Raw genomic sequence first — 23730 nt, 5'->3', positions numbered from 1 at the left:
GGCAACTGATGTATGGAAGAGTACGAAGAAGTATTTAAAGATAATAACTATTGCATTAAACTTTATTATAAAAATATTAACTTCCCAACGCTTGTGGCTTTTTCTAATAGAGAAGAATCATATAGTACTGTACGAAATTTTAATCGAGAATTTGGCAAAAATGCTTTTCAGAAGTTAGATTTTAATTATATATCTTTTGTAAGTAATAAAAATGATTGGTATCAAGGTGTAAGTAGGTTAGCCATTACAAGACTAAATGTAGTTTTAAAACGCATGAAAGGTTTAGTCTTCACGTATGGCTCCTCAATGGGAGGGTTTGCAGCTTTAAATTTTGCAAATCATTTAAATGCTTCTTATGCATTTTCTTTTTCACCTCAAGCCTCTTTAGACACTTGTTTTATGAGCCAGATTAACGACACGCGTTGGCAGGGTGAGTCGAAACTTCTCTTACCTTTTAAAAGTGAGATTTTAAAAGGTAACTTGCAAAATCAAGCCGGTATTATCTTTTTTGATAGTGATCATATAGATGGAAAGCATGCAAAAGTGATTCTCGAAAATACATCTCTTATTCCATGTGATTTGAAGTATTCTGGGCATGGAAGTATTTCTGCATTTAATACTATATATGGAATAAAACATTTTTTTAACAAGTTTTGCATAGAACATGTACCTATGGACTGTATCTTAAAAGAGGTAGATAGAGTTTGGGTTGAAGGCCTAGAATACCTTTCTTTAAATGATTATGAGAAATTTCAATATAAATTAATTGCAACAGATTATAAAGTTAGCCAAATTACTATAAGAAATATCTTAACAAGTCTAAACAATAGAAAATATCCGGTTGAGTTTAAAGAGTCTATTCCAAAGATAGTCGAGAATAATAAGGCTCTAAATGAAGTATTGCTTGTCAAATTAATGCAATTTTGTTGAGTTTTACTAAGGTTCGTTACCCATGAATGCAGATGTTTTACTAAAAGTAAAAAAATTAGAAGAAGACATAAAGTGTAGCAAAAACCTAGGTAAAACCTATTTCCAGCTAGGCGTCATATATCAAAAGGAGAAAATTGATAGTGAAGCTATTAAGTATTTTCATAAGGCCATCTCTATTTCTCCAAAGTATGGAGAGGCATATTATCGTCTTGCTCTATTGTTAAACAAAGAAAGGAAGCTTAAAGAGAGTCTTGATTGTATTAATAGTGCTCTAGAGTCTGACTCACAAAATCCTAAGTATCACGAGTTATTAGGCAATTTTTACTTTAGAGACAAGCTCTATGATAAAGCTGAAGAAGAATATAAATTTAGCTTGAAAATTGATAATACTTCACATAGATGTAACTTTAGGTTAAGTAAGTTATTTGAAGTTCAAGGTTTAATTGATAAAGCCATACATCATATCGTAGTTGCTATCAATATTGATAGCGACAATTCTATGTATTTCTTTCAGCTTAGTGAACTATATATAAAACTAGGCGACGCAAATAATGCGTTAAGAATAAAGCACCTACTTTTAGATGAAGATAATTGCAAATTTAACTTCTCAGAGAAAGAAGTGTTAATTCGGTCTGCATTATTCTCCGGAGAGCTTGCGCTTATACCTGCTGGTTTTAGATGCTATACAAAGGGTATTTTGTATAAAAGTCTAAAGTTTAGCCAGCCAAGCATGCCTTTTGATAGTGGTTTTTTCCCGCCTGATTCAGTAGCTAATGTTTTAATAAAAGGTGAAGTTAATTTAAACGTTAAAAGCCACAATGTATGCATAAAAGATGAGAAGTATTTAAGTGCTAAGTATGGGCAAGGTATTAAGTTCGCTGTGTCTAGTTATAATGAAATTAATAAAGCTGTTGAACAAGGAAGTAATCTGGGTCGGTATTTAGATAGTACTTATGGGTATTATACTTTAGATAATGAAAATGGGTTTGTACTTGCGCATTATAATTGGCATAGAAAAGCAAGTGTAGAAAAATCCAAAGGTGTTTATGATGTGAATACTAATTTATCTGAAGTAAATGCTGTATTAACTAAAAGAATAAAGCGTATGATGACTTTATGTAATAAGGCAGAGCGAATTTTGTTTGTCATTGGTAATACACAAAACTATAAATACATGCAGATAGATAATGAGTTTTATTTTCTTGATGATATCTCCAAATTGAAAAAAACTATAAGCGAGTTGTACGGCAGTAAGGCTCAAGTAGTTATGCTTGACGAAGTTAATGATGCTGAAAGCCTATATAATTATTTGTATACTAGCTAATGGTTATATTACTCAATAATATTATCATTAGCTTAAGAGAGTTGCTTTGAAAGTTCTTTTATCTTGTTATAGCTTAGTAAGGTTCTCCGGATCGGAATGTATGGTACTTGATTTTACTCAAGAGCTAATAAAACAAAGTCACGAAATAGTCATCGTAACTAGAGAGTATTCTTATCCTATACAGAGCTGCTTTAGTGGGTTAGACGTAAAAGTATTTGTTGGGAGCTTACCGCATGAACTTTATGAAACGATTGATTTAGCTATAGCATTTCATCCTTTTACAATTAAAGCGTTACTACAAGATGGCTTTAAACCAAAAAAGTTGATTTACTTTTCTCTTGGCCCTTCGGAACCGTTTGAGACACCACCAGTTATAAATAAGGGGGTTTTTGGGCTGGGTTGCTTTAACTCACACGAGACTCTAGAACATTATTTTAATCACGGTTATGTCTGTAAGGATGACAGTTTGATTTTCCCTAACTCAGTAGCCGACAGTTTTTTTTGTGATGTACCTACTAAGGCTTTACCTACTAAAATTAGTAAAGTTGCAATAATAACGAACCATTCGAGTTCATTGCATACAGAGCTTAAAAAGCTTTTAAGTTTAAATGAGATTAGCGTGACTTTTTTGGGGCGTACAGAGTTTGGTAATTCTAGGCTGGTTACTCCTCAGCTTTTATTAGGTTTTGATGTTGTAGTTACCATGGGAAGAACGGTACAACATTGTATGGCTTTAGGGGTACCAGTTTTTTTGTATGATAAGTTTGGGGGTTGCGGGTTTTTAAATAAAGATAACTACTTGGCGGAAGAGCGATTTAATTACTCTGGTCGAGCAAGTCGACGTCAGTTGACTGCAGAAGAAATAGTAAAGGAAATACAGAGTGGTTATGCGCAATACGATATAGAGTTTTTTAAAGAATTAGCAAATAATAAATATTCTTTAAATAAAAACTTAAATCAGCTTTTAAAAAGAGTTGAAGATATAGAAGATTATAACTCAGAATGCGCAGTTAACTTTTTTCAAGATGCCGCAATATACGAGAAGCTGTTAATAAAAAATAAAATGCTTAGCGATAAAGTTAAAAATCTTACTGACAAACTGAATTATAAAAGTACGTTTGATAATAGCAAAAAAAATGAAATGAAACTTTCTATCTCATTTAATTTTTTTAACGGTGAAGAATATTTCTATCAAAATGTATTTAACATGAGGAAAGTGGCTGAGCACATTTCGATTGTATATCAAGATATATCTAATCATGGTAATGAGATATCCCCTAAAGCTAAAAGTATACTTAATAAAATTATTCAAAATGGTTTAGTTGATGATGTAAGTTTGTACACGCCTGATTTTGCTCTTTCCCCTAGTGAGAATGAATTCAAAAAGAGAAAGCTAGGAGAAAGGTTAGCACGAAATAATAATTGCACTCACTTTTTGATAATGGATACAGACGAATTTTATGAGCGTAATAAATTTAATGCTGCCAAACGGTATATTTTAAAACATGACATTTCATATTCAGCATGCCCAAGTTACTTTTATTTAAAAAAGCCAACTTATCGTTCTTTGCTAAAAGACAAGACTAATGTCAGCTTTATTTGTAGGCTAGATAGCAATACTGAGTTTAAAAGGGGTGGGTACTTTCCGGTTGATAATGTTGATCCTACAAGAAGAGTTATTAACAAAGAAGGTAATTTTAAGTTATTTGAGGAGCATACATTAGTTATGCACCATATGAATTTTATTCGTGCGGATAATTTTAAGTCGAAATTAAGAAATTCATCCAATGCCCATAAAGTTGAGTTTATGAACGAGGTTTTGCATCAGTTAGAGCATTGGCAATTTGGGGAGCTATTTAAATTTCCTAAAAAAGGAGACTTTGAAATTATTGAAGTTGAGAACACATTCAAATTACCTGATGTTATGAATTAACCTAAAATTGTTTTGAGAGCTGAATGTTAAACAGAAGTTTTTATTTTACACATGAGAGTACACATATATCTTTTTTAGGCCCAGTATGTAGTTTTTTTCAGTTATCTTTATCTAATAGCCGTAATGTGGATTCGCCCTTATTCTTTTTAGCCCGTGAGGGCTATTGGCTCGAGCGTGCTTTCAAACGTTTTTGTAGTGGTGCTAATATAAAAGCAAAAAGTGAGTACTTATTAGCCTCACGTGCTTTTTTATTTAAGGTTTTACTCGATGATGATCGTAGCTTTGCGTATTCGCTTAAGAGTGCCTTTAAAGGCACTTTTAGCGAATTATTACAAAGCCGTTTTATTTTAAATCACGATGAAATAACCCGTATTTTTTCGCCAGCAATTTTAGCTGAAATTATTGATTTAAAAACCGATAAGCAAAGTGTAATTGATATATTAAATGCCCATAAAGCAGAACTTTCACTATTACTCGCACCCACTAAAAAAGCGTACTTAGCGTATTTGGAGAAGCTTGGTGTTACTAAGCAACAAACCCTACATATAGTTGATTTAGGTTACTCAGGTACTATTCAAAGTTTGCTATGTATACTCCTTAATAAAAATACCTATGGACATTATTTGATAGCGTCTAACCCTGGAGTGCATACCATTGAAGGCTGTACAGCGACAATGAAAGGCTACTTAAAAGAAGGGGTAAAAATAGGCGACGGTTACATGCCTCTTGATCGCTCTATGTTTTTAGAGTCGTTGTTAACCGCGCCCACAGGGCAGTTTAGAGATATACGCTTTAACACGCTTAACAAGGGGGCCGATAGTTTAAAGCAATTTGATTTTTATTACGGGCGTAAGGTGGCATCTCAAAAGTATTTTTATATTTTAGAGCAAGTAATGGCAGGAGCCCTTGATTATGTTGAGCACACAGCAAAGCACAATATTACGTTTACAAAAAGCGAGCTCGAAATGCTATTAACTAGCTATTTAAGCAAATCCCACATGATACCGCACTCTATAGCACATATTTTTGATATTGATGACGATGTAACGGGCAACGGTACGGTTAACGCATTACAGTTTTTTGGTTTAAATAAGTGACAATAAAAAAATATACAAAGCGCACATTTCCTAAGGTATTTAGCTTTTTTAAAAACACCCCTATTTTATTTAGAGCTACTAAAGCATTAGAGCGGCGCTTAATTAAGCTTAGGTATTTTGCTTTGCGCTCGAAGAAAACGGCTTACTCTTCTAAAAAAGCGAGCAAGCTACTTAGAAAAGCTAAGTTATTGAAGCTATTTGATGCAAAATATTACTCAGTACAACAGAGCCGGACATTTAGCTGTGAGCAAGAAGCATTTGAAGATTACTTACACAAAGGTGCTTTTAGCTGCGTAAACCCAAGCGCTAATTTTGATACAGAGCTTTACTACAAATGTAACACCGATATTTATTTAAGCGGTGAACACGCATTAGTGCACTATTTGGCGCACGGTAAAGAAGAAGGGCGTTTAGCTTTGCCAGCTAAAGCTAAGTGGCACCCACAAGCTATAGCAAGTAGTGCCAACGGTGAACCAACATCACTTAAATTAGCGATGTGTTTTCATGTGTTTTATGGCGAATTTATAGATTATTACTGCAAAGCGTTAGCTAAGTTTTCGCAATCGGTTGATGTATTTGTAAGTGTTGCTAGTGATGAGCTTGCTAAAAAAGCAATACACGATTTTAAAGCGTGTTCAAAGGTAAACAAGGTTGTAGTAAAGGTAGTGCCCAACCATGGCCGAAACTTTGGGCCTATGCTTGTTGAGTTTGCAAGTGACTTGCAAAACTATGATTTATTTTGCCATATGCATTCTAAAAAATCACTTTATTCAGGCCGAGCACAAACCCAGTGGGCTGATTACTTGGGGGAGTATTTATTAAATGACCAGCACGTTATTAAGCAAGTGCTTAATCATTTTAACAATAACCCTAAAAGCGGTATGTATTACCCCACCTCGTTTTGGATGATGCCCGATTGGGTAAACCACTGGCTTAAAAATAAACCCGCGGCACAAAAATTTGCTAAAGAGTGGAACATTGAATTAAAAGACGATTTTTTAGCTTACCCTGCTGGTGGTATGTTTTGGGCAAGGCCTGAGGCGCTAAAGCAGCTTTTAAATAAAGAATATAATTACGATGAATTCCCCGGTGAGCCTTTGCCTAACGATGGCTCTGAGCTACATGCCCTTGAACGTATGCTTGGGTTACTTGTTGAAAAAAATGGCTACAAGCAGCTATTTTATTACCCTAAAACTGGCCAATTTACACACGATACAAGCTATATTTTAGCGCAATATGTTAATACAGCCGAAGGGCTTAAAAATCAGCTAAATAATTTTGAGCATATAAGTTTTGATGTATTTGATACCTTAGTAAGGCGTGAATATTTTGCGCCAGATTACGCTAAATTGTTATTAGGTAAAGCTCTGGTTGAAACTGGGGTTTTTAGTGATGCCCAGGAATTTGTTAAAATGCGTAACACCGCTGAGTTTGAGGTACGTAAAGCTAAAAACTTTGTTGGTGATGTAACTATTTTTGAAACCTACGACTATTTAGCTAAGCAGCTAGGTTGGAGTAGTGAGCAAGCTCATAGCTATGCAGAACAAGAGTTTGCTTACGACTTACAAATGATTTTACCAAAAGATGAAATGGTCGATATTTTTAACGAGCTTATTTTAGCGGGTAAACAAGTAACGGTTGCATCCGACACCTATTATACAAAAGATCAGGTTACGCTTATGCTGGCTAAAGTGGGCATTAGTGTGGGGTTTGATTTACTTGTATCTAGCGATTTGAGCAAACGTAAAGACAGTGGCACGCTATGGCAACACATAAAAGAGAACCTACTCGAGGGGCAAAGCTTTATACATGTTGGCGATAACGCCGTGGCTGATGCACAAATACCTGGTGACTTTGGTTTGCAAAATTTGCACATTTTAAACCCACTTGATAAATGGCAGGCCGGTGGCTTTGTTAACCCCTTTGTGGGTGAGCAATGTTTAAATGAGGCACAAATATTAAAATGGGGCCCGCTGATAAGCGACTTTGGCCGATTTGGATTTTTAGGTGAGTAGTATTAATGTTTGAAACTTTATATTTGCACGTTGGCTGGTCTAAAACTGGCACATCGGCAATTCAGTACCAGCTTGATTTACAGCAAAGTGAGCTAAAAGCGCAAGGGGTTTTATATTCTAAAACTTTGCAAATGAACGACCAAGCGCATCATCATTTTGCGTTAGCATTTGCGCCAATACACGGTTACCCTGCTAAATACAAAATACCAGAAGTGCTTGAAATGCTTGAACAGGAAATGCTAAGTGAAGGTTGCCATTCGGCACTGGTTTCGAGCGAACTTTCGCCTTTTTATTTTAATAACCCGCGTTTTCAGGAGTGGGTTAAAAAGTTTAAAAAAGTGGTGGTGATTGGCACTGTAAGGCGCCAATCAGATTTACTACTCTCACTATTTAACCAGCTAGTAAAAGATCCTAACGTTAGGTTTAAAGGGCGCTTTTTTCAAATGGCGTTAAATAATTTTCCTAAGTTAAATTACTTTCAGCAACTTAATAGGTGGGTGCCTAAAGTAGGTAAGGAGAATATTTTAGTAGTGCCCTATAGCGATACTATTGTGGATGACTTTTTAGCGCTATTTAATTTAAGCCTTAAAAGTACACATGATAACGTTGTTGTTAACCCCTCACTGCCAACAAGCGCATTAATGCTAATGCAAGAGCGAACTGTACAGGTAAACGACGTACCTCAGTATACTCATATACGTGACAATCTAATTAGTGAAGTAAGCAACAAGGCTATTGATGACAAGCCAAAGCGCGTGTTTTTAACTGCAGGTGAGCTTAGGGCAATTGATAATAACTTTAATAGGCCAAACAAGCGTGTTGCAAAGGAATTTTTATCTCAAGATAAATTGTTTACTGATAAAGTATACAAAGATATTCCTGCTTACTAGGGCTTTTAAATTAATATGCACCATAAAGTTAAGCTAGTTGCGGTAGCAAAAGACGAGTCTGCTTATTTAGCTGATTGGGTTCAGCACCACTTGTTTTTTGGCTTTGCCGCAATACATGTGTATGTAAACCGAACAAGTGATGACTCTGCTAAGGTGTTAGATAGCATTAGTCAATTATATGATAATGTTACTTTTAGCGATGCTGACTGGATTGATCAGCTTCCCCCGCCATCTAGGAAAAACTTACAACACATATGTTATATGCAGGCGCTTAGTTCTATTGAGCCTGAGATTACGCATGTACTATTTTTAGATATTGATGAGTATTGGGTTTCACAGCGTTACACTTGCATAAATGATTTTTTAAAAAGCTGTGATAAAGGCCAAGATGTAACAGTGTTTGAGTGGCTTAATGAAGGCGCTGTAGCTAGATCATTTTTAGCGTTGCCACAAACATTAACGGGCAAAGTACATGCTTTGGGTAAAAGCATGATTAATGTTTCTTCTATAAATAATATAGAACAAATACGTTTACATGTGCCGGTAATGAAAGCGCTAAGTAATATAGAGTTAGTTGATGGAACTGCGTTTAAATGCCAGCCAAATTTGCCTCAGCATGTAGCTGTGAGTATTAATTCATTTAAGCATACGTTTATTTTTCATAGAATGTTTAAATCTGAGGTGGAGTATTTAGCTGCGTTGTATCGTGGTAACCCAGAAGAGGGTTTTCCTATTAAGTTAAACCGAAATGGGTATGGCTACATTAATAATGAAAACCTTAAAAGTTGTAGTTTTGAACAGCAACTTTACGCAGAATATATTGAAAATAAAAAACAGTTTTTAAAAGAATGTAATATTAGTAAATATATTTTGGACGCACAGAATACAATTGAAAAAAACGCAGAGCAATTAAAGTTAATGCTGCCTAATTTACTTGCTAAAAAACCACAGGCTGTGGCAAAAGTGCTAGGTAACTTAAAAGACAAAAAAATAAGTGAAATTTTAAGTGTTCATTACAAGCACAGCCAGGTCTGTAAAGCTACTCAGGCTGCTAAACCTAGGGGCTTGAAAAACCGCATTTTAAAGTGCTTTAAGTTTTAAAATTGCGGTGTACATTAGGCTTAGTTATTTAAGATTTGGCAAGAGTCGGCTGCTGAGATAATAAATTTATAGGTTTAAGTTAAACTATAGACTTTAAATAAAAGCTTCGTATATTGCGCTACTCTTGCAACTATGTGTTTGGAGGTCTTTATAAACACAGTTAATTTAATTATACATATTGGCCCACCAAAAACAGGTACATCGGCTATACAAAAGTGGTTAAAAGATAATACTGACTTTTTAAAAGCGCATGGAATTTTTTACCCGCAGCACACAGAAGATAGCAACGGTATTAGTTCTGGCAATTTTTTATCTGTATTTGACCCTCTTAAAGGTGATTACAAGTTAAACCTAAAGCGTATAGAAGAGCTTAAAAATAAAACGGCTGCAAATAACTGTCATACTCTATTATTGAGTTCGGAGTTTTTTTTCCATCGATTATTGCCTTTAGTAAATAACCTGCCCGATGTGCGCTGTATTGCTTATGTAAGAAACCCTGCAGAATTGCATGAATCTCATTACAACCAGTCCGTTAAAAGACATGGTAATGTAGCCACTATAAGACGAGCAGATTCGTTACCCATGAACGCTTTAAAAGTACTCGGTGATTATGCTAGTAAACTTGGTGATAGGCTTATTTTACGCGCTTATCATGAAGATTTATTTTTAAATAATAGTATTGTTAATGATTTTTTAACGGCTATAAATTTGCCGGCAAAAGAAGTGGCTAATATAAGCTGTACTAAACGTATTAATACTAGCTATACGCTTGAGGCTTTAGAAGTTAAACGTTGGTTTAATAGGTACGAGTTAGGGAGTAATTCAAACCTTTTAGACCGTATTTTGCAGTCATATAGTAATGGCGTTACGCGTTTTACTTTTGTTGGTAAGCACCAGTTTAATGATTATAAAAGGCAATCTTTAAAGTGGTTAAGGCAGTTAAATGAACAAGCTCCTTTTGCAAATGGCGATAAATTAATAAAAGCTGTGCATGATCAAGCACATCAAAATTTTTATAAACAAGAAATAAGTATGCAGCAATGCGACTCTGTACTTATGTATATTGCTAAAGAGAATACTGCTTTGCTAACTAATTTGGCGCTTTGCGTTTATGCTCAGCCCAACGTTGAAGATAAAGCTCCTTTTACGGATGTTTTATTTCAGCTTGTGCCCCCAAGAGCTGCAGTGCCGAACTTATTGCAATACACTAAGCGTGCGTTTGTAAATAGCTATAGTTTCAAAATAGAGAGCTTTGATGATTTAAATTACACGCAGGACAACCGTAAATTTAGAGTTAGTGTTAATAGGCTTCTTAGAAAGCGATTTAGCTTAGTTTCATATTTAAAGGTACGCTTGATACTACTTAGCTTAAAGGCGTGAAGTAATTGAAATTTTTTAGAAAAGTATCAGTAAAAATAATCAAAGCGCTTTTAAGTATATTGCCTAAGAGCCTTGTGGATAGAGTAAAGCAAAACCCTAGACTGGTTGCTGCGTATAGTCGTAATTTGCATAAGAGTGGTTTGCTATATCAGCTACAAACCCTTGATGAGCTTAAGCGCTCTTACGCTGATTATATACATGCCCATAACAACTATCTTGATGAGCAGGTTTCACGCTTTGACGAGGTGGGTAATATTGATTGCTCATTAATTGTGTGCGTTACTGATTACAACACTAATAGTTTACTGGCTACGCTTAAAAGTATTAAAGAGCAACAGGCTGCTTTTTCAAATTTAGTTATTTATTGCTCGGCAAACAATATAGTTAAAATAAATGAATTTTTATTGTTACACAGTGCTTTAAGTTTTAAGGTAGTTACTAGCTTAAATACAGAATGCTTACCCCCAGAGGTGGTTAATAGCCCGTGTTTTTTTGTATTCGCTGGTGATGTATTACACCCGTATTTGGGGTTTGTGTTAGCTACTGAGTTACCAAGTTCATCTAAGCTTGCCTATGTTGATACCGATTTTTTAAATGAAAAAAGCCAACAAAAAGAGTTTCCCGACTTTAAACCTAGTTGGAACCCCGATTTACAGCTAACAAATGGCTATATTAGCTCAGGTGTTTGGGTTAAAAGCGTAGGTGACTTTAGTGCTTTAAAGCTGCCTCTTAACGAATTTATGTTAAGTGTATTTATGTGTACTCAATATATAACTAACCCTAACGTACACGTTGAGCATATATCGCAAGTTTTACTTTCTCGACCATCTAATTTACCTACGTTTAGCAATGCTATAAACCAGTTAAGTACTTTATATTCGCCATTTGCGAGTGTAATGGAGTCGGCTTTACCCAGTGTTTACTTACGTTGGCATTTAAATACGCAGCCATTAGTTTCAATTATTATTCCTACACGAAATGGTTTAGCGTTGGTAAAAGGCTGCATAGAGTCTATTTTAAATAAAACAACTTACAACAATTATGAAATATTACTCATTGATAATGGCTCTGACGACCTGGATTGTATTGAATACTTTAACGAGTTAAGCCTGCATTCAAAAATAAAGGTGTTTAATTACGCGGGCGAATTTAACTATTCGGCTATAAATAATTTTGCAGCTAAAAAAGCCGATGGCGATGTGCTGGCATTAGTTAATAACGATATTGAGGTTATTGAACCTAACTGGCTTACAAATATGGTTAGCCATGTTATGCGAGACGACATAGGTTGTGTAGGCGCAAAGCTTTTGTATTCAGACAACCGGATTCAACATGCGGGTGTGGTTATGGGCTATGGCGGCGGTGCAGGGCATGGCCATAAGTATTTTCCTAGTGATCATTTGGGTTATATGAACCGCTTGATTTCTACACAAAATTACAGTGCAGTAACAGCTGCATGTTTACTTATTAAAACCAAAGACTATTGGGCTGTTGGTGGCCTTAATGCTGAAAAGCTGGCTATTGCATTTAACGATGTTGATTTATGTTTAAAAGTAAGGGCGTTAGGTAAACGTAATTTATACTGTGCTGAGGCTGCGTTGTATCATCATGAGTCGGTTTCGCGCGGGCATGAAGATACGCCACAAAAAGTAGAACGCTTTAATGCTGAACTTGCTTATTTACAAGCTACATGGGCTGACGTAATTGCTGCCGATCCAGCATATAATCCCAATTTAACGTTAAAAAGAGAAAACTTTGCAATTAAGTCTTTTAGGTAGTTAAAAAATATGTAAACCAGCGCTATTATTGAATGTACGTTTTTTGAATCAATTATTAAATTACGCTACACTGTGTTTACTATGTAGATAACTGTTTTTTTGGTTGTTTTATCTTTTTATAGAGAGAGTATGATCCCAATATCGGCAACTAATAATCAGTTTATTTTGCAATCTACTTACCCTATTGCAAGTAGTGTTAGCATAGTATGTGGTATGTCTGTTTATATTAACGATCGACTAGAATGGGTAAAGCAAGCGGTTGAAAGTGTTATAAATCAGACCTTGCCAGCAGATTTATTTATGATTGTACTTGATGGTGAAGTAGCTGACGATATAGCTATTTATTTAACTCAAGTAGAAAAAAACCACGCAAACCTTGCACTAGTGCACGGCACAAAAAATCAAGGTTTAAGTGTATGTATGAATTATATAATTGATGCTACCTTGCCTTTAAATCCGCAGTATTTTTTTAGAATGGATGCCGATGATATTTGTGTTCCTCATCGTTTTGAAAAACAAGTGACGTTACTTAATAAGCATGAGGATGTTGACGTGCTTGGCTCTGCCTTATGGGAGGTAGACGAACAAGGCAATAGGGCTGGTATTCGTAGATTACCCCTTACTCATTCTAAATTGCTTTATGCGTTTTCGCGTCGTTGCCCTATTAATCATCCTACTGTGGCTATTCGGTATAGTGTATTTGCGCGAGGACATAGGTATTTGCCTAACATTCGCAATACGCAAGATTACTTTTTATGGATTGCATTGGCTAAAGATGGTTGTAAGTTTGCCAATGTAAAAGAGCCTTTACTTCATTTTAGGCGCATTAACGGCTTTTATAAGCGCCGAGGTAGGGGGAAGTCGGTAAATGAATTTAAAGCGAGACTGTTAGCTATGGATTCGCTTGAGCAGAAGTCGTTACAAAATTATTGTTATGCGTTGTTTGTACTAGTTTTACGAATGATGCCCTCATGGATTATAAAAGTTGCATATAAAGCCGATCGTTTTATATTGGGCTTAAATAAACACAATTAATTATGATTGGTGCAGTATTAGTTGTTTATAAGCCTGATTTAGCGCTAACTGAGCGCTTGCTTACTCGTTTGTACGGGCAAACAGAAGAAGTGGTTATTGTTGATAATAGCCCTACCCCCCACGATTTTACTAAAGTAATTAGCCATTACCATTATATTCACCTTGCCGATAATTCGGGTATAGCCCATGCGCATAATGCGGGGTTACTGTATTTATTAAAAGCAGGTTGCGAATATGCCATTTTACTCGATCAAGACAGTTTAATACCTACTGATATGGTGTTTAATTTGAGTAGCTTACTTAAAGCATCTAGCAAAATTAAGCAAAACATTGTGGCTATTGGCCCGCGCATTAGGTGTAGCTTTTCAGATGAAAAAGTAAATCCTAAGATTCAAAAAGAGATTTTTGAATACGAGGACTTAGTAGGGGTAACACAAATAATTGCCTCTGGCATGATGATAGATTTAAGTGCGCTTGACCAAATAGGCTTAAAAGATGAGTCGTTGTTTATTGACGGGGTAGACCATGAGTGGTGTTGGCGTGCCCGTAATATGGGCTTTGATATAGCTAAAGCTAAAAATGTAGAAATGGTGCATCGTTTAGGTGACTCGCGTAGTAAGTTTGTTGGTGTTACTTATAAAGTAGGTGCGCCTATTAGGCTTTATTATCAATTTAGAAATATTTTACTGTTAAGCCGCCGTCCTTATGTACCCACCTATTGGAAAGTACGGTGCTTATTTTTTATGCCTATAAGGCTATTTTTAAATTCGGTAATGCAAAAAAATAAGCGTAAGCGTTTAGGTTTTATGCTTAAGGGAATTTTTGATGGGGTTTTAGGTAAAAAAGGCCCGTATAAGTCACATTGGAAGTGAGCGAAAGATTGTAGGTTTAGATAGCAAATAAATTTGTGTTTGTAGACGCGCAGCTTGCTGGCGCACTTAGGCTTTATGCCTAGCCCAGTTAAAACAATAAATTTAGACGCGAGGTAAACTCGTTGCTACTTGTATGTTTTCTCATTTTTTCTCTTTTGCTTCTCTTTGTGCAAAAGGGGTTTAAGTAATTTATTCACAAAGAGGTTTAGAGACGCTGCGCTTTAGAGGATGTTGTAGACGCGCAGCTTGCTGGCGCACTTAGGCTTTATGCCCAGTTAAAACAATAAATTTAGACGCGAGGTAAACTCGCTGCTACTTGTATGTTTTCTCATTTTTCTCTTTTGTTTCTCTTTGTGCAAAAGGGGTTTAAGTAATTTATTTACAAAGAGGTTTAGAGACGCTGCGCTTTAGAGGATGTTGTAGACGCGCAGCTTGCTGGCGCACTTAGGCTTTATGCCCAGTTAAAACAATAAATTTAGATGCGAGGTAAACTCGCTACTACTTGTATGTTTTCTCATTTTTTCTCTTTTGCTTATCTTTGTGCAATAGGGTTTTAAGTAATTTATTCACAAAGAGGTTTAGAGACGCTGCGCTTTAGAGGATGTTGTAGACGCGCAGCTTGTTGGCGTTTAAAAGCAACGCTTTTACTGTGGTTATTACATTTAAACCATGAGACGTTGCGCTTCTAAAGTGAGCAAGCTCTTCGTCTACGTTGAAAATAGGCGTGGTGGTTAAGTTTTTATAGGAGCCTTGATTGCTGGCGTTTAAAAGCAGCGCCAAAAATTGGTGCTGTGATTAAATGTATACACATTGCATGCGCTTTTAATTAAATTTAGACTAGCGAATAGCAGTTTTAAGTAGTCAATAAAGGTATCGGCATTGGCTAGAATGGATTTTGACAATTTAGGATATAAACAAACATTATGAACGAAGAAAAGTTAACTCATCTAAAGGCGCTCGAAGCTGAGTCGATTCATATTATGCGAGAGGTGGCTGCTGAGTTTGATAATCCGGTAATGCTTTACTCTGTAGGTAAAGACTCGTCGGTTTTATTACACTTAGCACGTAAAGCTTTTTACCCTGGAAAAATCCCTTTTCCGCTGATGCATGTTGATACTAACTGGAAATTTAAAGAAATGATCCAGTTTAGAGACAAAATGGCCGAAAAGTATGACTTTGATCTAATTGTTCATAAAAACCCTGAAGGTATGGCAATGGGTATGAGCCCGTTTGTTCATGGTAGTGCTAAGCATACTGATGTGATGAAAACACAAGGTCTTAAACAAGCACTTGATATGCACAAGTTTGATGCTGCTTTTGGTGGTGCCCGACGCGACGAAGAAAAATCACGTGCTAAAGAGCGTGTTTATTCTTTCCGTGACAAAAACCACCGCTGGGATCCTAAAAACCAACGCCCAGAATTGTGGAATGTTTATAACAGCAAAGTAGATAAAGGTGAGAGCATTCGTGTGTTCCCCCTTAGTAACTGGACCGAGCTAGATATTTGGCAGTACATTTACCTTGAAGGTATTGAAATTCCATCATTGTACTTTGCTAAAGAGCGCCCTGTAGTTGAGCGCGACGGTACATTGATTATGGTTGATGATGACCGTATGGAACTAAAAGATGGTGAGCAGGCTGAAAACAAAATGGTTCGTTTTAGAACGCTTGGTTGTTACCCGCTAACGGGGGCAGTTGAGTCTGTTGCACAAACACTTCCAGAAATAATCCAAGAAATGTTGCTATGTACTACCTCTGAGCGTCAAGGGCGAGTAATTGATAATGACTCTGCGGGTTCTATGGAGAAGAAAAAAATGGAAGGTTACTTCTAAAGCGCTTAGGGCCTCTAGCTATGAGCTGCGAGCTTAAATATGCAACTATTAGCTCTCAGTAAGTAGCCAAAAGTAATAAACAAGGATGCTTATGAGATACGAAAATTTAGAGGTTTGGCAGCGTAGTTTTCGCCTAAGTATAAAAATTTATAAAACATTTGAGCAGCTAAAAGACTTTGGCTTAAAAGATCAAATGTGTAGAGCCGGCGTTTCTGTTCCTAGCAATATTGCAGAAGGCTTTGAAAGAGAGTCCGATAGAGAAAAAGCTCGCTTTTTAGTTATAGCAAAGGGCTCTTTAGGCGAATTAAAAACGCAGTTAATGATTGCAACTGAACTAGCTTATATTTCAAAAGAAAATAGCTTATCGATTATTAGTGAATGTGAATTAATTGGGAAAATGCTAGGTAGTCTGATTAGAACAATTAAAAGTTGCTCGTAGCTCGTAGCTCGCAACATAAACAAATTTAAGCACGTAGCTCGACGCCAGCAGCTCGTCGCTTACAGCTTATAAAGGACTTAAAATGACCGAACAAACACAACCAAACTTACTTGCTACAGATATTGAAGCTTATTTAAAAGTACACGAAAACAAAGACATGCTACGTATTTTAACATGTGGTAGCGTGGATGATGGTAAATCTACATTAATTGGCCGCTTGCTTTACGATAGCAAAATGATTTTTGAAGATCAGATGGCTGCCATTGAAAAGGATTCAAAACGTTTTAATACCACAGATAACGATTTCGACTTATCTCTTTTAGTAGATGGCCTGCAATCTGAGCGTGAACAAGGTATTACTATTGATGTTGCTTACCGTTATTTTGCAACAGACCAACGTAAATTTATTATTGCCGACACCCCAGGGCATGAACAATACACACGTAATATGGCAACAGGTGCCTCTACGTGTGATTTAGCGATTATTTTGATTGATGCGCGCCACGGTGTGCAGGTTCAAACTCGTCGTCATAGCTATATTTGCTCATTATTAGGTATTAAAAATGTGGTTGTAGCCATTAATAAAATGGATGCAGTAGGCTACGAGCAATCTGTTTACCAAAACATTAAAAAAGATTACCGCGAGTTTGCGCAGGATCTTTCGTTTGATGATGTCCGTTTTGTGCCAATTTCGGCGCTACGTGGTGATAATGTAGTAAACGAAAGCGAAGCTATGAGCTGGTATCCTGGTTCTACTTTAATGAAGCTGTTAAATACTGTACAAGTTAATCATGCGAAAAACGATGAATTTAGGCTACAGGTGCAATACGTTAATCGCCCGAATTTAGACTTTAGAGGCTTTAGCGGCACAATTGCAGCAGGCGATATAAGAGTAGGTGATACGGTTGCTTCACTACCATCTGGTAAAGAGAGTAAAGTTAAGTCAATCGTTACTTTTGATGGCGATCTTGAAAAAGCCTCTGCTGGTATGGCTATTACCTTAACGCTTGAAGATGAAATTGATGTAAGCCGTGGTGATATGCTTGTACGCCCTCATCAAAAACCTCACTCAGCAGATAGCTTTGAAGCTGATGTTGTGTGGATGACTGAAGAGCCTTTACACGTTGACCGTGAATACGAAATTAAAGTAGGAAGTAAATCAGTTTATGGTTTTGCTGAGGCGATTAATTATAAAGTTGATGTAAATACTTTAGAGCAGCAAGAGGCGTCGCAACTTAGCTTAAATGAAATTGGTAATTGCCAATTTGCATTAACCGCGCCTGTGCAATTTGATGCCTATGATGTAAATAAACATACTGGTGCATTTATTGTAATTGACCGTTTAACTAACGTTACTGTTGGCGCAGGTATGATACGCAGACCGTTGGATGCAAAAGGAAGTAAACCTAAAAGCGAACATTCTGCATTTGAAGTTGAGTTTAATGCGCTTGTACGTAAGCACTTCCCGCATTGGGATGCAAAAGTAATTCGTTAGATTACTCAAGTTATCGCGGGCTCTTTGTGAGCCCGTATTTTATTAACTAACCTGAACTCTGTTTAAGAGGCTTACAAAAATATTGAATTATAGTGATATGTAAATTTATTTTCTCTAGCCAGAGACTTTCAATGAAAACAAGGCAAATTTACGCGTCAATAGCTGGCCTATTGCAAGTAAGTTTAACGCAGTTAGAGCTGAAAATAGCTGCTAGAGATTGGTTTATTATCCAGGGTTCAGGTTAACTAAGGATGGCTACTTTAACCATGCCATTAGATGCATATCTAACGCTTTGTATTTTTGCTTTAACAATTTTAGGTTTAATTGTTTTACAAACACGCCCTGTTGCTGTTTTTGGCGCAACACTTGTTGCTTTAATTGCATGTGACTTAGTGACCAAGGAACAGTTTTTAACAAGTATTGCAAACCCTGGGCTTGTGACCTTAATTTTATTGGTGTTGTGCTCGCTAGCGCTAGAGAAAACTCGCCTGTTAAGAGTTATTGCCTCAAAAACGATTGTAGATAGCTATTTTTCTACTTGGTTTAGGTTGTTTGGTATTACTACGTTTTTTTCTTCTATGTTAAATAATACTGCGGTAGTGGCTACGCTGCTTTCGCCTATCCGTAATAATCCTCATCATTTTGCCAGCAAATTACTATTACCTTTATCGTATGCCTCTATTTTAGGAGGAACGCTTACACTTATAGGTACCTCTACTAATTTAATCGTTAACTCTATGTACATTGAGGCGTCGGGTAAGTCGTTATCGTTTTTTTCGTTTACGGCTGTGGGTGCTCTATTGGTTGTTTGCTGCGGTTTGGCAATGTTTTTATGCACTCGTATGTTGCCTAGTATCGAACAAAATAAAGCAACTTCAGAGGGCTACTTTATAGATGCTAAAGTGTCTACTGATTCTGAGCTGGTAGGGCGTACGGTTGAAGCTAACGGACTTAGACATTTAGAGTCGTTATTTTTAGTTGAAATTGTTCGCGCTGGTAGACTTATTAGCCCTGTTTCTCCATCTGAGGTTATACATTCTTCGGATCGACTTATTTTTTGTGGTGATATAACTAAGCTGCTGCAACTTGGGCAGTTTTCGGGCTTAGAAATTTTTGCTGAAAAAAATGGGACCTTAAACAGTAACCTTACTGAGGTGGTGGTAAGGCCTGAGAGTATAATTGTAGGGCGTACTTTAAAAACGACAGGATTTAGAGCGTTATTTGATGCCGCAGTCGTTGCAATAAGGCGCGATGGCGAGCAGGTTTCGGGTAAATTAGGTGATGTGGTTATACGCTCTGGTGACTTTTTAGTATTAGCGGTTGGTAGTGACTATAAATCTAGAACAAATATAAATAAGAATTTTTTAACATTATCCGGTGTAGAGCCTGAAAGTAGAATTAATGGCTGGCGAGCCTGGCTTTCTATAGGTGGTTTTATAACAACTATTGCTTTAGCAGCTATTGGCGTTTTGGATTTGCTTGAGGGGTTGGTTTTACTGCTAGGTGGCCTATTATTTACCCGCTGCTTAACTACCAACGAAATTGTAAGGCGATTTCCGATAGATATATGGCTGGTGGTATCCTCGGCTATTTTACTTTCGAACGGGTTGGTTAACTCTGGTGTGGTTGAATCGCTTGGCGGATTGATAGGTCAATTTGACGATCCTCGGTATGTGTACACCGCATTTGTTTTAGTTTACGTAGTAACATGGCTAATGACTGAGTTTGTAACAAACAATGCTGCTGCCGCATTGATGTTTCCTATAGGCTATACCGTGGCTTTAGGGTTTGGTGTAGATGTATTGCCTTTTGTAATGGCGGTAGCGTTTGCGGCAAGCGGAAGTTTTATTAGCCCGTATGGTTATCAAACTAACTTGATGGTATTTAATGCAGGTAATTACAGGTTAAACGACTTTGTGAAAATAGGCTTACCTATTAGCATAGTGTATGCAGTTGTTGTGTTGATATTTGTACCTGTGTTTTTTCCGTTTAGTGTTAGCTGAAAAACATTGAGTTAAGAGCTTAGCGCCTGCGTTGAAGGTTGCGACTTTATAGACGCGCAGTAAACTCGTTGCTACTTGTATGTTTTCTCATTTTTTTCTCTTTTGCTTCTCTTTGTTCAATAGGGTTTTAAGTAATTTATTCACAAAGAGGTTTAGAGACGCTGCGCTTTAGAGGGGGTTGTAGACGCACAGCTTGCTGGCGTTTAAAAGCCGTGCTTTTACATTGGTTATTACATTTTCAGGCGATGAGAAGCTTTGCTTCTAACGTGAGCAAGCTCTAAACAATATAATATAGAGCGTTATAAGTTTCAGGCTTCAAATAATTTAAAATAAAGGTGCTTTAATGAGCCAAGATGAAAACATTGTATGGCACGCTCAAACCGTGTCGCGAGAGCAAAAACAACAACATAAAGGTCATAAGCCTGTGTTACTTTGGTATACTGGCTTAAGTGGTTCAGGTAAATCTACTGTAGCAAATGCAGTAGAAGCAAAGTTATTTTCATTAGGCTGCCATACCTATTTACTTGATGGCGATAACGTTCGTATGGGTCTAAATAAGGGCTTAACCTTTAGTGACGAAGACCGTGTTGAAAATATTCGTCGTATTAGTGAAGTTGCTAAATTATTTGTAGATGCAGGCCTTATTGTATCTACAGCGTTTATTTCGCCATTTAAAGCTGATCGCGCTCAGGCTCGAAGTATAGTAAATGAAGGTGAATTTATAGAAGTGTTCATAGATACACCGCTTGCTGTTTGCGAAAGCCGCGATCCAAAGGGCTTGTACAAAAAAGCGCGTGCGGGCGAAATACCTAATTTTACAGGTATTAGCTCATCGTTTGATGTACCTTTAGCTCCAGAAATACATGTAAAAACGGCTGAACAAACTATTGAGCAATGTGCAGACCAAATTGTAGATTATTTAATTAATAACAAGATTGTAAATGCTAATAGCTAAAAGTTACCAACTAAGGAAAGCGAGTTAGTGGCAATAGGCTGCGGTTTTTACGTGCCCTTTAGTTATATTGGCATCTTTTTTTGTTTATGTATTTGAGAATATTATGAAATACGACATTTTTAATGGTGATGCCGACGGCATTATTGCCTTATTACAGCTGCAATTAGCAAACCCGACAGATACCATAAAGGTAACGGGTGTTAAACGCGATATTCAATTAATGCAAAAAATCACTCCGCAAGAAGGGGACTGTATTAGGGTATTGGATATTTCGATGGAAAAAAATATGCCGGCTCTGCACGATGCTTTGTGTGTTGGGGCGCGTGTTATGTATGTAGATCACCATAAAGCTGGCGATATACCTAATCATGCTAATTTATTTGCACACATAGATTTAGATGCGAATATGTGTACCAGTTTAATTGTCAGTGATTTAATAGATAAACAATTTCATTTATGGGCAATTACTGCTGCCTATGGTGATAACTTATTTGCTAAGGCTGATAGCGAGGCCGATAAGCTTGGATTAACTGAACTTCAAAAGTCACAGTTGAAAGCATTTGGTACTTACATAAATTATAACGGCTACGGAAGTGAAGTGGCTGATTTACACTTTGCTCCAGAAGAATTATTCGAGCTGCTTTTGCAGTATAAGTCGCCTTTTGATGCAATTAACGATAAAAGGTCAGTTTATTATACTCTTGAGCAAGCTTATAAAGCTGATATGGAAAAAGCCGCTAATGCGCAAATACTTCATGATTGCGATACAGCTAAAGTAATTTTATTAGAGGATGCCGCTTGGGCTCGCCGAGTAAGCGGCGTTTTAGGTAATGACCTTGCTAATCAGTCACCAAATAAAGCCCATGCAGTATTTACGTTTAATAACAAAGGCAGTTACTTAGTGAGCGTTAGAGCCCCCCTAACTAACAAGCAAGGCGCTGTTGATATATGTAGTAAGTTTGATACGGGCGGTGGTCGTGCTGCCGCTGCTGGCATTAATGAGTTACCTAAAGCGCAAGTTGAACACTTTATTAAAGAGTTAGTAGAATATTACACATAGTTAGACCAAGAGCTGAACTATATTAAGTTTTATTGTATACGTGCAGCTTACTGGCGTTTAAAAGCCGCGCTTTTACAGTGGTTATTATATTTAAAAACGCGAGAAGCTTTGCTTCTAACGTGAGCAAGCTCTACGTCTACAGCTGAAGATTGGCTCGATGGTTGAGTTTGCTTGTTGGCGGCACAAGTTAAACTTATAAATTATTTTTTATCTCATTTACTTCACAAAGAGGCCAAGAGGGCGCTGCGCTTTAGAAGAAGCAATAAGCTTAAAATAAGTGCTTGTTTTATGTCTTTTCATTTACTCTTATTTCACTTCTGTTTGTGCAAAATATTTAGTGATTTGTTAACTAAAACGGGGTGTTGTAGCAGCGGCTTTATGCCGCGTTTTTTGTGAGTGTGTATATTTTTAATGGCACTTAGTTTTTAAAATTTGCGTAAGCAAGCTCTACGTCTGCAGTCAAAATTAGCGCGGTGATTAAATTTTTGTAGAGGCGCAGCTAGCTGGCGTTTAAAGGCAGTGCCTTTACGGTGTTTATAGCCTTGATTTGCGGAGCTCTCAATAAATAAGCGCATTATTAAATATATTCAGGTTGTATCTACTTTAAAGTTGCTAAGTTAAGATCAACATATAAATTTTTATTTCAAATTAAAGGACTACCCATGAAAGCTGTGATTCCTGTTGCTGGCCTTGGCACTCGCATGTTACCTATGACTAAAGCAATTCCTAAAGAAATGCTACCGATTGTAGATAAACCACTTATTCAATACATAGTGAGTGAGTGTGTAGCTGCCGGTATTAAAGACATTGTACTAGTAACGCATAGCTCTAAAAACGCCATAGAAAACCACTTTGATACCAGCTACGAGCTAGAAGCTACTTTAGAAAAGCGTGTTAAGCGTGCTTTACTTGAAGAAGTACGCTCTATTTGCCCTGCTGATGTAACGGTAATGAGTGTACGCCAAGGTGAAGCTAAAGGCCTAGGGCACGCTATTTTGTGTGCAAAGTCAATAGTGGGCGATGACGACTTTATAGTATTACTCCCTGATGTAATACTTGATGCCTATACTGCCGATCAAAAAACTGAAAACCTAGCCGCGATGATCAAACGCTTTAACGAGACTAAAGCAAGTCAAATTATGCTAGAGCCAGTAGCACAAGAAGATGTAAGCAAATACGGTATTGCTGATATAAACGGCGTGCAGTTAACGCCAGGTAACAGTGCGGCAATTAAAACAATGGTTGAAAAACCGGACGCCGATAAAGCACCATCAAACCTTGCTGTTGTTGGCCGTTATGTATTAAGTAAGAATATTTGGCCGCTACTTGCTAAAACGCCGGTAGGCGCTGGTGGTGAAATACAATTAACAGACTCTATTGATGCGTTAATGACTCAAGAAACCGTTGAAGCATTTCATATGAGTGGCCGCTCGCACGACTGTGGCGATAAGCTAGGTTACTTAAAAGCGATTGTTGAATACGGCATGCGTGATACTAAGCTTGGCGACGATTTTGGACAGTACTTAACTACACTGGTTAACGATGAGTCGAATTTGCAATCTGACAATGTTGTAAACTTATAAGTAATAAT

At 36.9% G+C, this 23730-nt stretch carries 19 protein-coding genes; 18 read left to right on the top strand and 1 reads right to left on the bottom strand.

Going from position 1 to position 23730, the window contains the following annotated elements:
* Nucleotides 1–12: 12 nt before the first annotated feature.
* The 11 genes from PSH50_RS09075 to PSH50_RS09025 all read left to right on the top strand — a co-directional run bounded on the left by PSH50_RS09075 (nucleotide 13) and on the right by PSH50_RS09025 (nucleotide 14355).
* Nucleotides 13–930, top strand: coding sequence for a hypothetical protein (locus tag PSH50_RS09075; RefSeq protein WP_273609545.1), 918 nt, complete (start codon nucleotides 13–15; stop codon nucleotides 928–930).
* 22 nt (nucleotides 931–952) lie between these two features.
* Nucleotides 953–2254 (top strand): tetratricopeptide repeat protein, encoded by a 1302-nt coding sequence (locus tag PSH50_RS09070; RefSeq protein ID WP_273609544.1) that lies wholly within the window; start codon nucleotides 953–955, stop codon nucleotides 2252–2254.
* Nucleotides 2255–2354: 100 nt separating this feature from the next.
* On the top strand, nucleotides 2355–4187 hold the full coding sequence (locus PSH50_RS09065; RefSeq protein ID WP_273609543.1) for a hypothetical protein: 1833 nt from the start codon (nucleotides 2355–2357) through the stop codon (nucleotides 4185–4187).
* A 125-nt stretch (nucleotides 4188–4312) separates the two neighbouring features.
* On the top strand, nucleotides 4313–5284 hold the full coding sequence (locus PSH50_RS09060) for an HAD family hydrolase (RefSeq protein ID WP_273609542.1): 972 nt from the start codon (nucleotides 4313–4315) through the stop codon (nucleotides 5282–5284).
* On the top strand, nucleotides 5281–7299 hold the full coding sequence (locus tag PSH50_RS09055) for a rhamnan synthesis F family protein (RefSeq protein ID WP_273609541.1): 2019 nt from the start codon (nucleotides 5281–5283) through the stop codon (nucleotides 7297–7299). Before PSH50_RS09060 ends, PSH50_RS09055 begins: the two co-directional genes overlap by 4 nt.
* A 5-nt stretch (nucleotides 7300–7304) precedes the next feature.
* The gene (locus tag PSH50_RS09050; protein ID WP_273609540.1) at nucleotides 7305–8189 is read left to right on the top strand and encodes a hypothetical protein; all 885 of its coding nucleotides are present in this window, start codon (nucleotides 7305–7307) and stop codon (nucleotides 8187–8189) included.
* Between the two features lie 15 nt (nucleotides 8190–8204).
* Nucleotides 8205–9290, top strand: a complete 1086-nt coding sequence (locus tag PSH50_RS09045; protein WP_273609539.1) for a glycosyltransferase family 2 protein — start codon at nucleotides 8205–8207, stop codon at nucleotides 9288–9290.
* Nucleotides 9291–9422: 132 nt separating this feature from the next.
* The gene (locus PSH50_RS09040) at nucleotides 9423–10670 is read left to right on the top strand and encodes a hypothetical protein (RefSeq protein ID WP_273609538.1); all 1248 of its coding nucleotides are present in this window, start codon (nucleotides 9423–9425) and stop codon (nucleotides 10668–10670) included.
* 74 nt (nucleotides 10671–10744) lie between these two features.
* Entirely contained in the window at nucleotides 10745–12448 is a 1704-nt protein-coding gene (locus tag PSH50_RS09035; protein WP_273609537.1) for a glycosyltransferase, read from the top strand.
* A gap of 129 nt (nucleotides 12449–12577) precedes the next feature.
* Nucleotides 12578–13483: a glycosyltransferase gene (locus PSH50_RS09030; protein WP_273609536.1), complete on the top strand. Its 906-nt coding sequence runs from the start codon at nucleotides 12578–12580 to the stop codon at nucleotides 13481–13483.
* 2 nt (nucleotides 13484–13485) lie between these two features.
* On the top strand, nucleotides 13486–14355 hold the full coding sequence (locus PSH50_RS09025) for a glycosyltransferase family 2 protein (RefSeq protein WP_273609535.1): 870 nt from the start codon (nucleotides 13486–13488) through the stop codon (nucleotides 14353–14355).
* A gap of 594 nt (nucleotides 14356–14949) precedes the next feature.
* Here PSH50_RS09025 and PSH50_RS09020 read toward each other — a convergent pair.
* Nucleotides 14950–15135, bottom strand: a complete 186-nt coding sequence (locus tag PSH50_RS09020; RefSeq protein ID WP_273609534.1) for a hypothetical protein — start codon at nucleotides 15133–15135, stop codon at nucleotides 14950–14952.
* Between the two features lie 143 nt (nucleotides 15136–15278).
* On the opposite strand from PSH50_RS09020, the gene cysD reads away from it, so the two are divergent.
* The 7 genes from cysD to galU all read left to right on the top strand — a co-directional run bounded on the left by cysD (nucleotide 15279) and on the right by galU (nucleotide 23722).
* On the top strand, nucleotides 15279–16187 hold the full coding sequence (cysD, locus tag PSH50_RS09015) for a sulfate adenylyltransferase subunit CysD (protein ID WP_273609533.1): 909 nt from the start codon (nucleotides 15279–15281) through the stop codon (nucleotides 16185–16187).
* 91 nt (nucleotides 16188–16278) lie between these two features.
* Nucleotides 16279–16626 (top strand): four helix bundle protein, encoded by a 348-nt coding sequence (locus PSH50_RS09010; protein WP_096739064.1) that lies wholly within the window; start codon nucleotides 16279–16281, stop codon nucleotides 16624–16626.
* A gap of 82 nt (nucleotides 16627–16708) precedes the next feature.
* Nucleotides 16709–18121, top strand: coding sequence for a sulfate adenylyltransferase subunit CysN (gene cysN, locus PSH50_RS09005; protein ID WP_273609531.1), 1413 nt, complete (start codon nucleotides 16709–16711; stop codon nucleotides 18119–18121).
* Nucleotides 18122–18387: 266 nt separating this feature from the next.
* Nucleotides 18388–20124 (top strand): SLC13 family permease, encoded by a 1737-nt coding sequence (locus tag PSH50_RS09000; RefSeq protein WP_273609603.1) that lies wholly within the window; start codon nucleotides 18388–18390, stop codon nucleotides 20122–20124.
* A 343-nt stretch (nucleotides 20125–20467) separates the two neighbouring features.
* Entirely contained in the window at nucleotides 20468–21079 is a 612-nt protein-coding gene (gene cysC, locus PSH50_RS08995) for an adenylyl-sulfate kinase (RefSeq protein WP_273609530.1), read from the top strand.
* Nucleotides 21080–21182: 103 nt separating this feature from the next.
* Nucleotides 21183–22139: a DHHA1 domain-containing protein gene (locus tag PSH50_RS08990; protein ID WP_273609529.1), complete on the top strand. Its 957-nt coding sequence runs from the start codon at nucleotides 21183–21185 to the stop codon at nucleotides 22137–22139.
* A 662-nt stretch (nucleotides 22140–22801) separates the two neighbouring features.
* A complete protein-coding gene (gene galU, locus PSH50_RS08985) occupies nucleotides 22802–23722 on the top strand; it encodes a UTP--glucose-1-phosphate uridylyltransferase GalU (RefSeq protein ID WP_273609528.1) in 921 nt (306 codons plus the stop codon).
* Nucleotides 23723–23730: the final 8 nt, after the last annotated feature.

The sequence above is a fragment of the Pseudoalteromonas sp. Angola-7 genome (assembly GCF_028599255.1).
In the GTDB taxonomy this organism is placed as follows: Bacteria; Pseudomonadota; Gammaproteobacteria; order Enterobacterales; family Alteromonadaceae; genus Pseudoalteromonas; species Pseudoalteromonas atlantica.
The sequence above is the reverse complement of the archived record's forward strand: the minus strand, read 5'-3'. Positions and strand labels throughout refer to the sequence as shown.

Excerpts from the sequence above, each read along its gene's own strand:
- galU (WP_273609528.1), top strand. The coding sequence starts at position 22,802 with ATGAAAGCTGTGATTCCTGTTGCTGGCCTTGGCACTCGCATGTTACCT.
- PSH50_RS09065 (WP_273609543.1), top strand. The coding sequence starts at position 2,355 with ATGGTACTTGATTTTACTCAAGAGCTAATAAAACAAAGTCACGAAATA.
- PSH50_RS09010 (WP_096739064.1), top strand. The coding sequence starts at position 16,279 with ATGAGATACGAAAATTTAGAGGTTTGGCAGCGTAGTTTTCGCCTAAGT.
- cysC (WP_273609530.1), top strand. The coding sequence starts at position 20,468 with ATGAGCCAAGATGAAAACATTGTATGGCACGCTCAAACCGTGTCGCGA.
- PSH50_RS09040 (WP_273609538.1), top strand. The coding sequence starts at position 9,423 with ATGTGTTTGGAGGTCTTTATAAACACAGTTAATTTAATTATACATATT.
- PSH50_RS08990 (WP_273609529.1), top strand. The coding sequence starts at position 21,183 with ATGAAATACGACATTTTTAATGGTGATGCCGACGGCATTATTGCCTTA.
- PSH50_RS09000 (WP_273609603.1), top strand. The coding sequence starts at position 18,388 with ATGCCATTAGATGCATATCTAACGCTTTGTATTTTTGCTTTAACAATT.
- PSH50_RS09025 (WP_273609535.1), top strand. The coding sequence starts at position 13,486 with ATGATTGGTGCAGTATTAGTTGTTTATAAGCCTGATTTAGCGCTAACT.
- PSH50_RS09050 (WP_273609540.1), top strand. The coding sequence starts at position 7,305 with ATGTTTGAAACTTTATATTTGCACGTTGGCTGGTCTAAAACTGGCACA.
- cysN (WP_273609531.1), top strand. The coding sequence starts at position 16,709 with ATGACCGAACAAACACAACCAAACTTACTTGCTACAGATATTGAAGCT.
- PSH50_RS09045 (WP_273609539.1), top strand. The coding sequence starts at position 8,205 with ATGCACCATAAAGTTAAGCTAGTTGCGGTAGCAAAAGACGAGTCTGCT.
- cysD (WP_273609533.1), top strand. The coding sequence starts at position 15,279 with ATGAACGAAGAAAAGTTAACTCATCTAAAGGCGCTCGAAGCTGAGTCG.
- PSH50_RS09075 (WP_273609545.1), top strand. The coding sequence starts at position 13 with ATGGAAGAGTACGAAGAAGTATTTAAAGATAATAACTATTGCATTAAA.
- PSH50_RS09030 (WP_273609536.1), top strand. The coding sequence starts at position 12,578 with ATGATCCCAATATCGGCAACTAATAATCAGTTTATTTTGCAATCTACT.
- PSH50_RS09070 (WP_273609544.1), top strand. The coding sequence starts at position 953 with ATGAATGCAGATGTTTTACTAAAAGTAAAAAAATTAGAAGAAGACATA.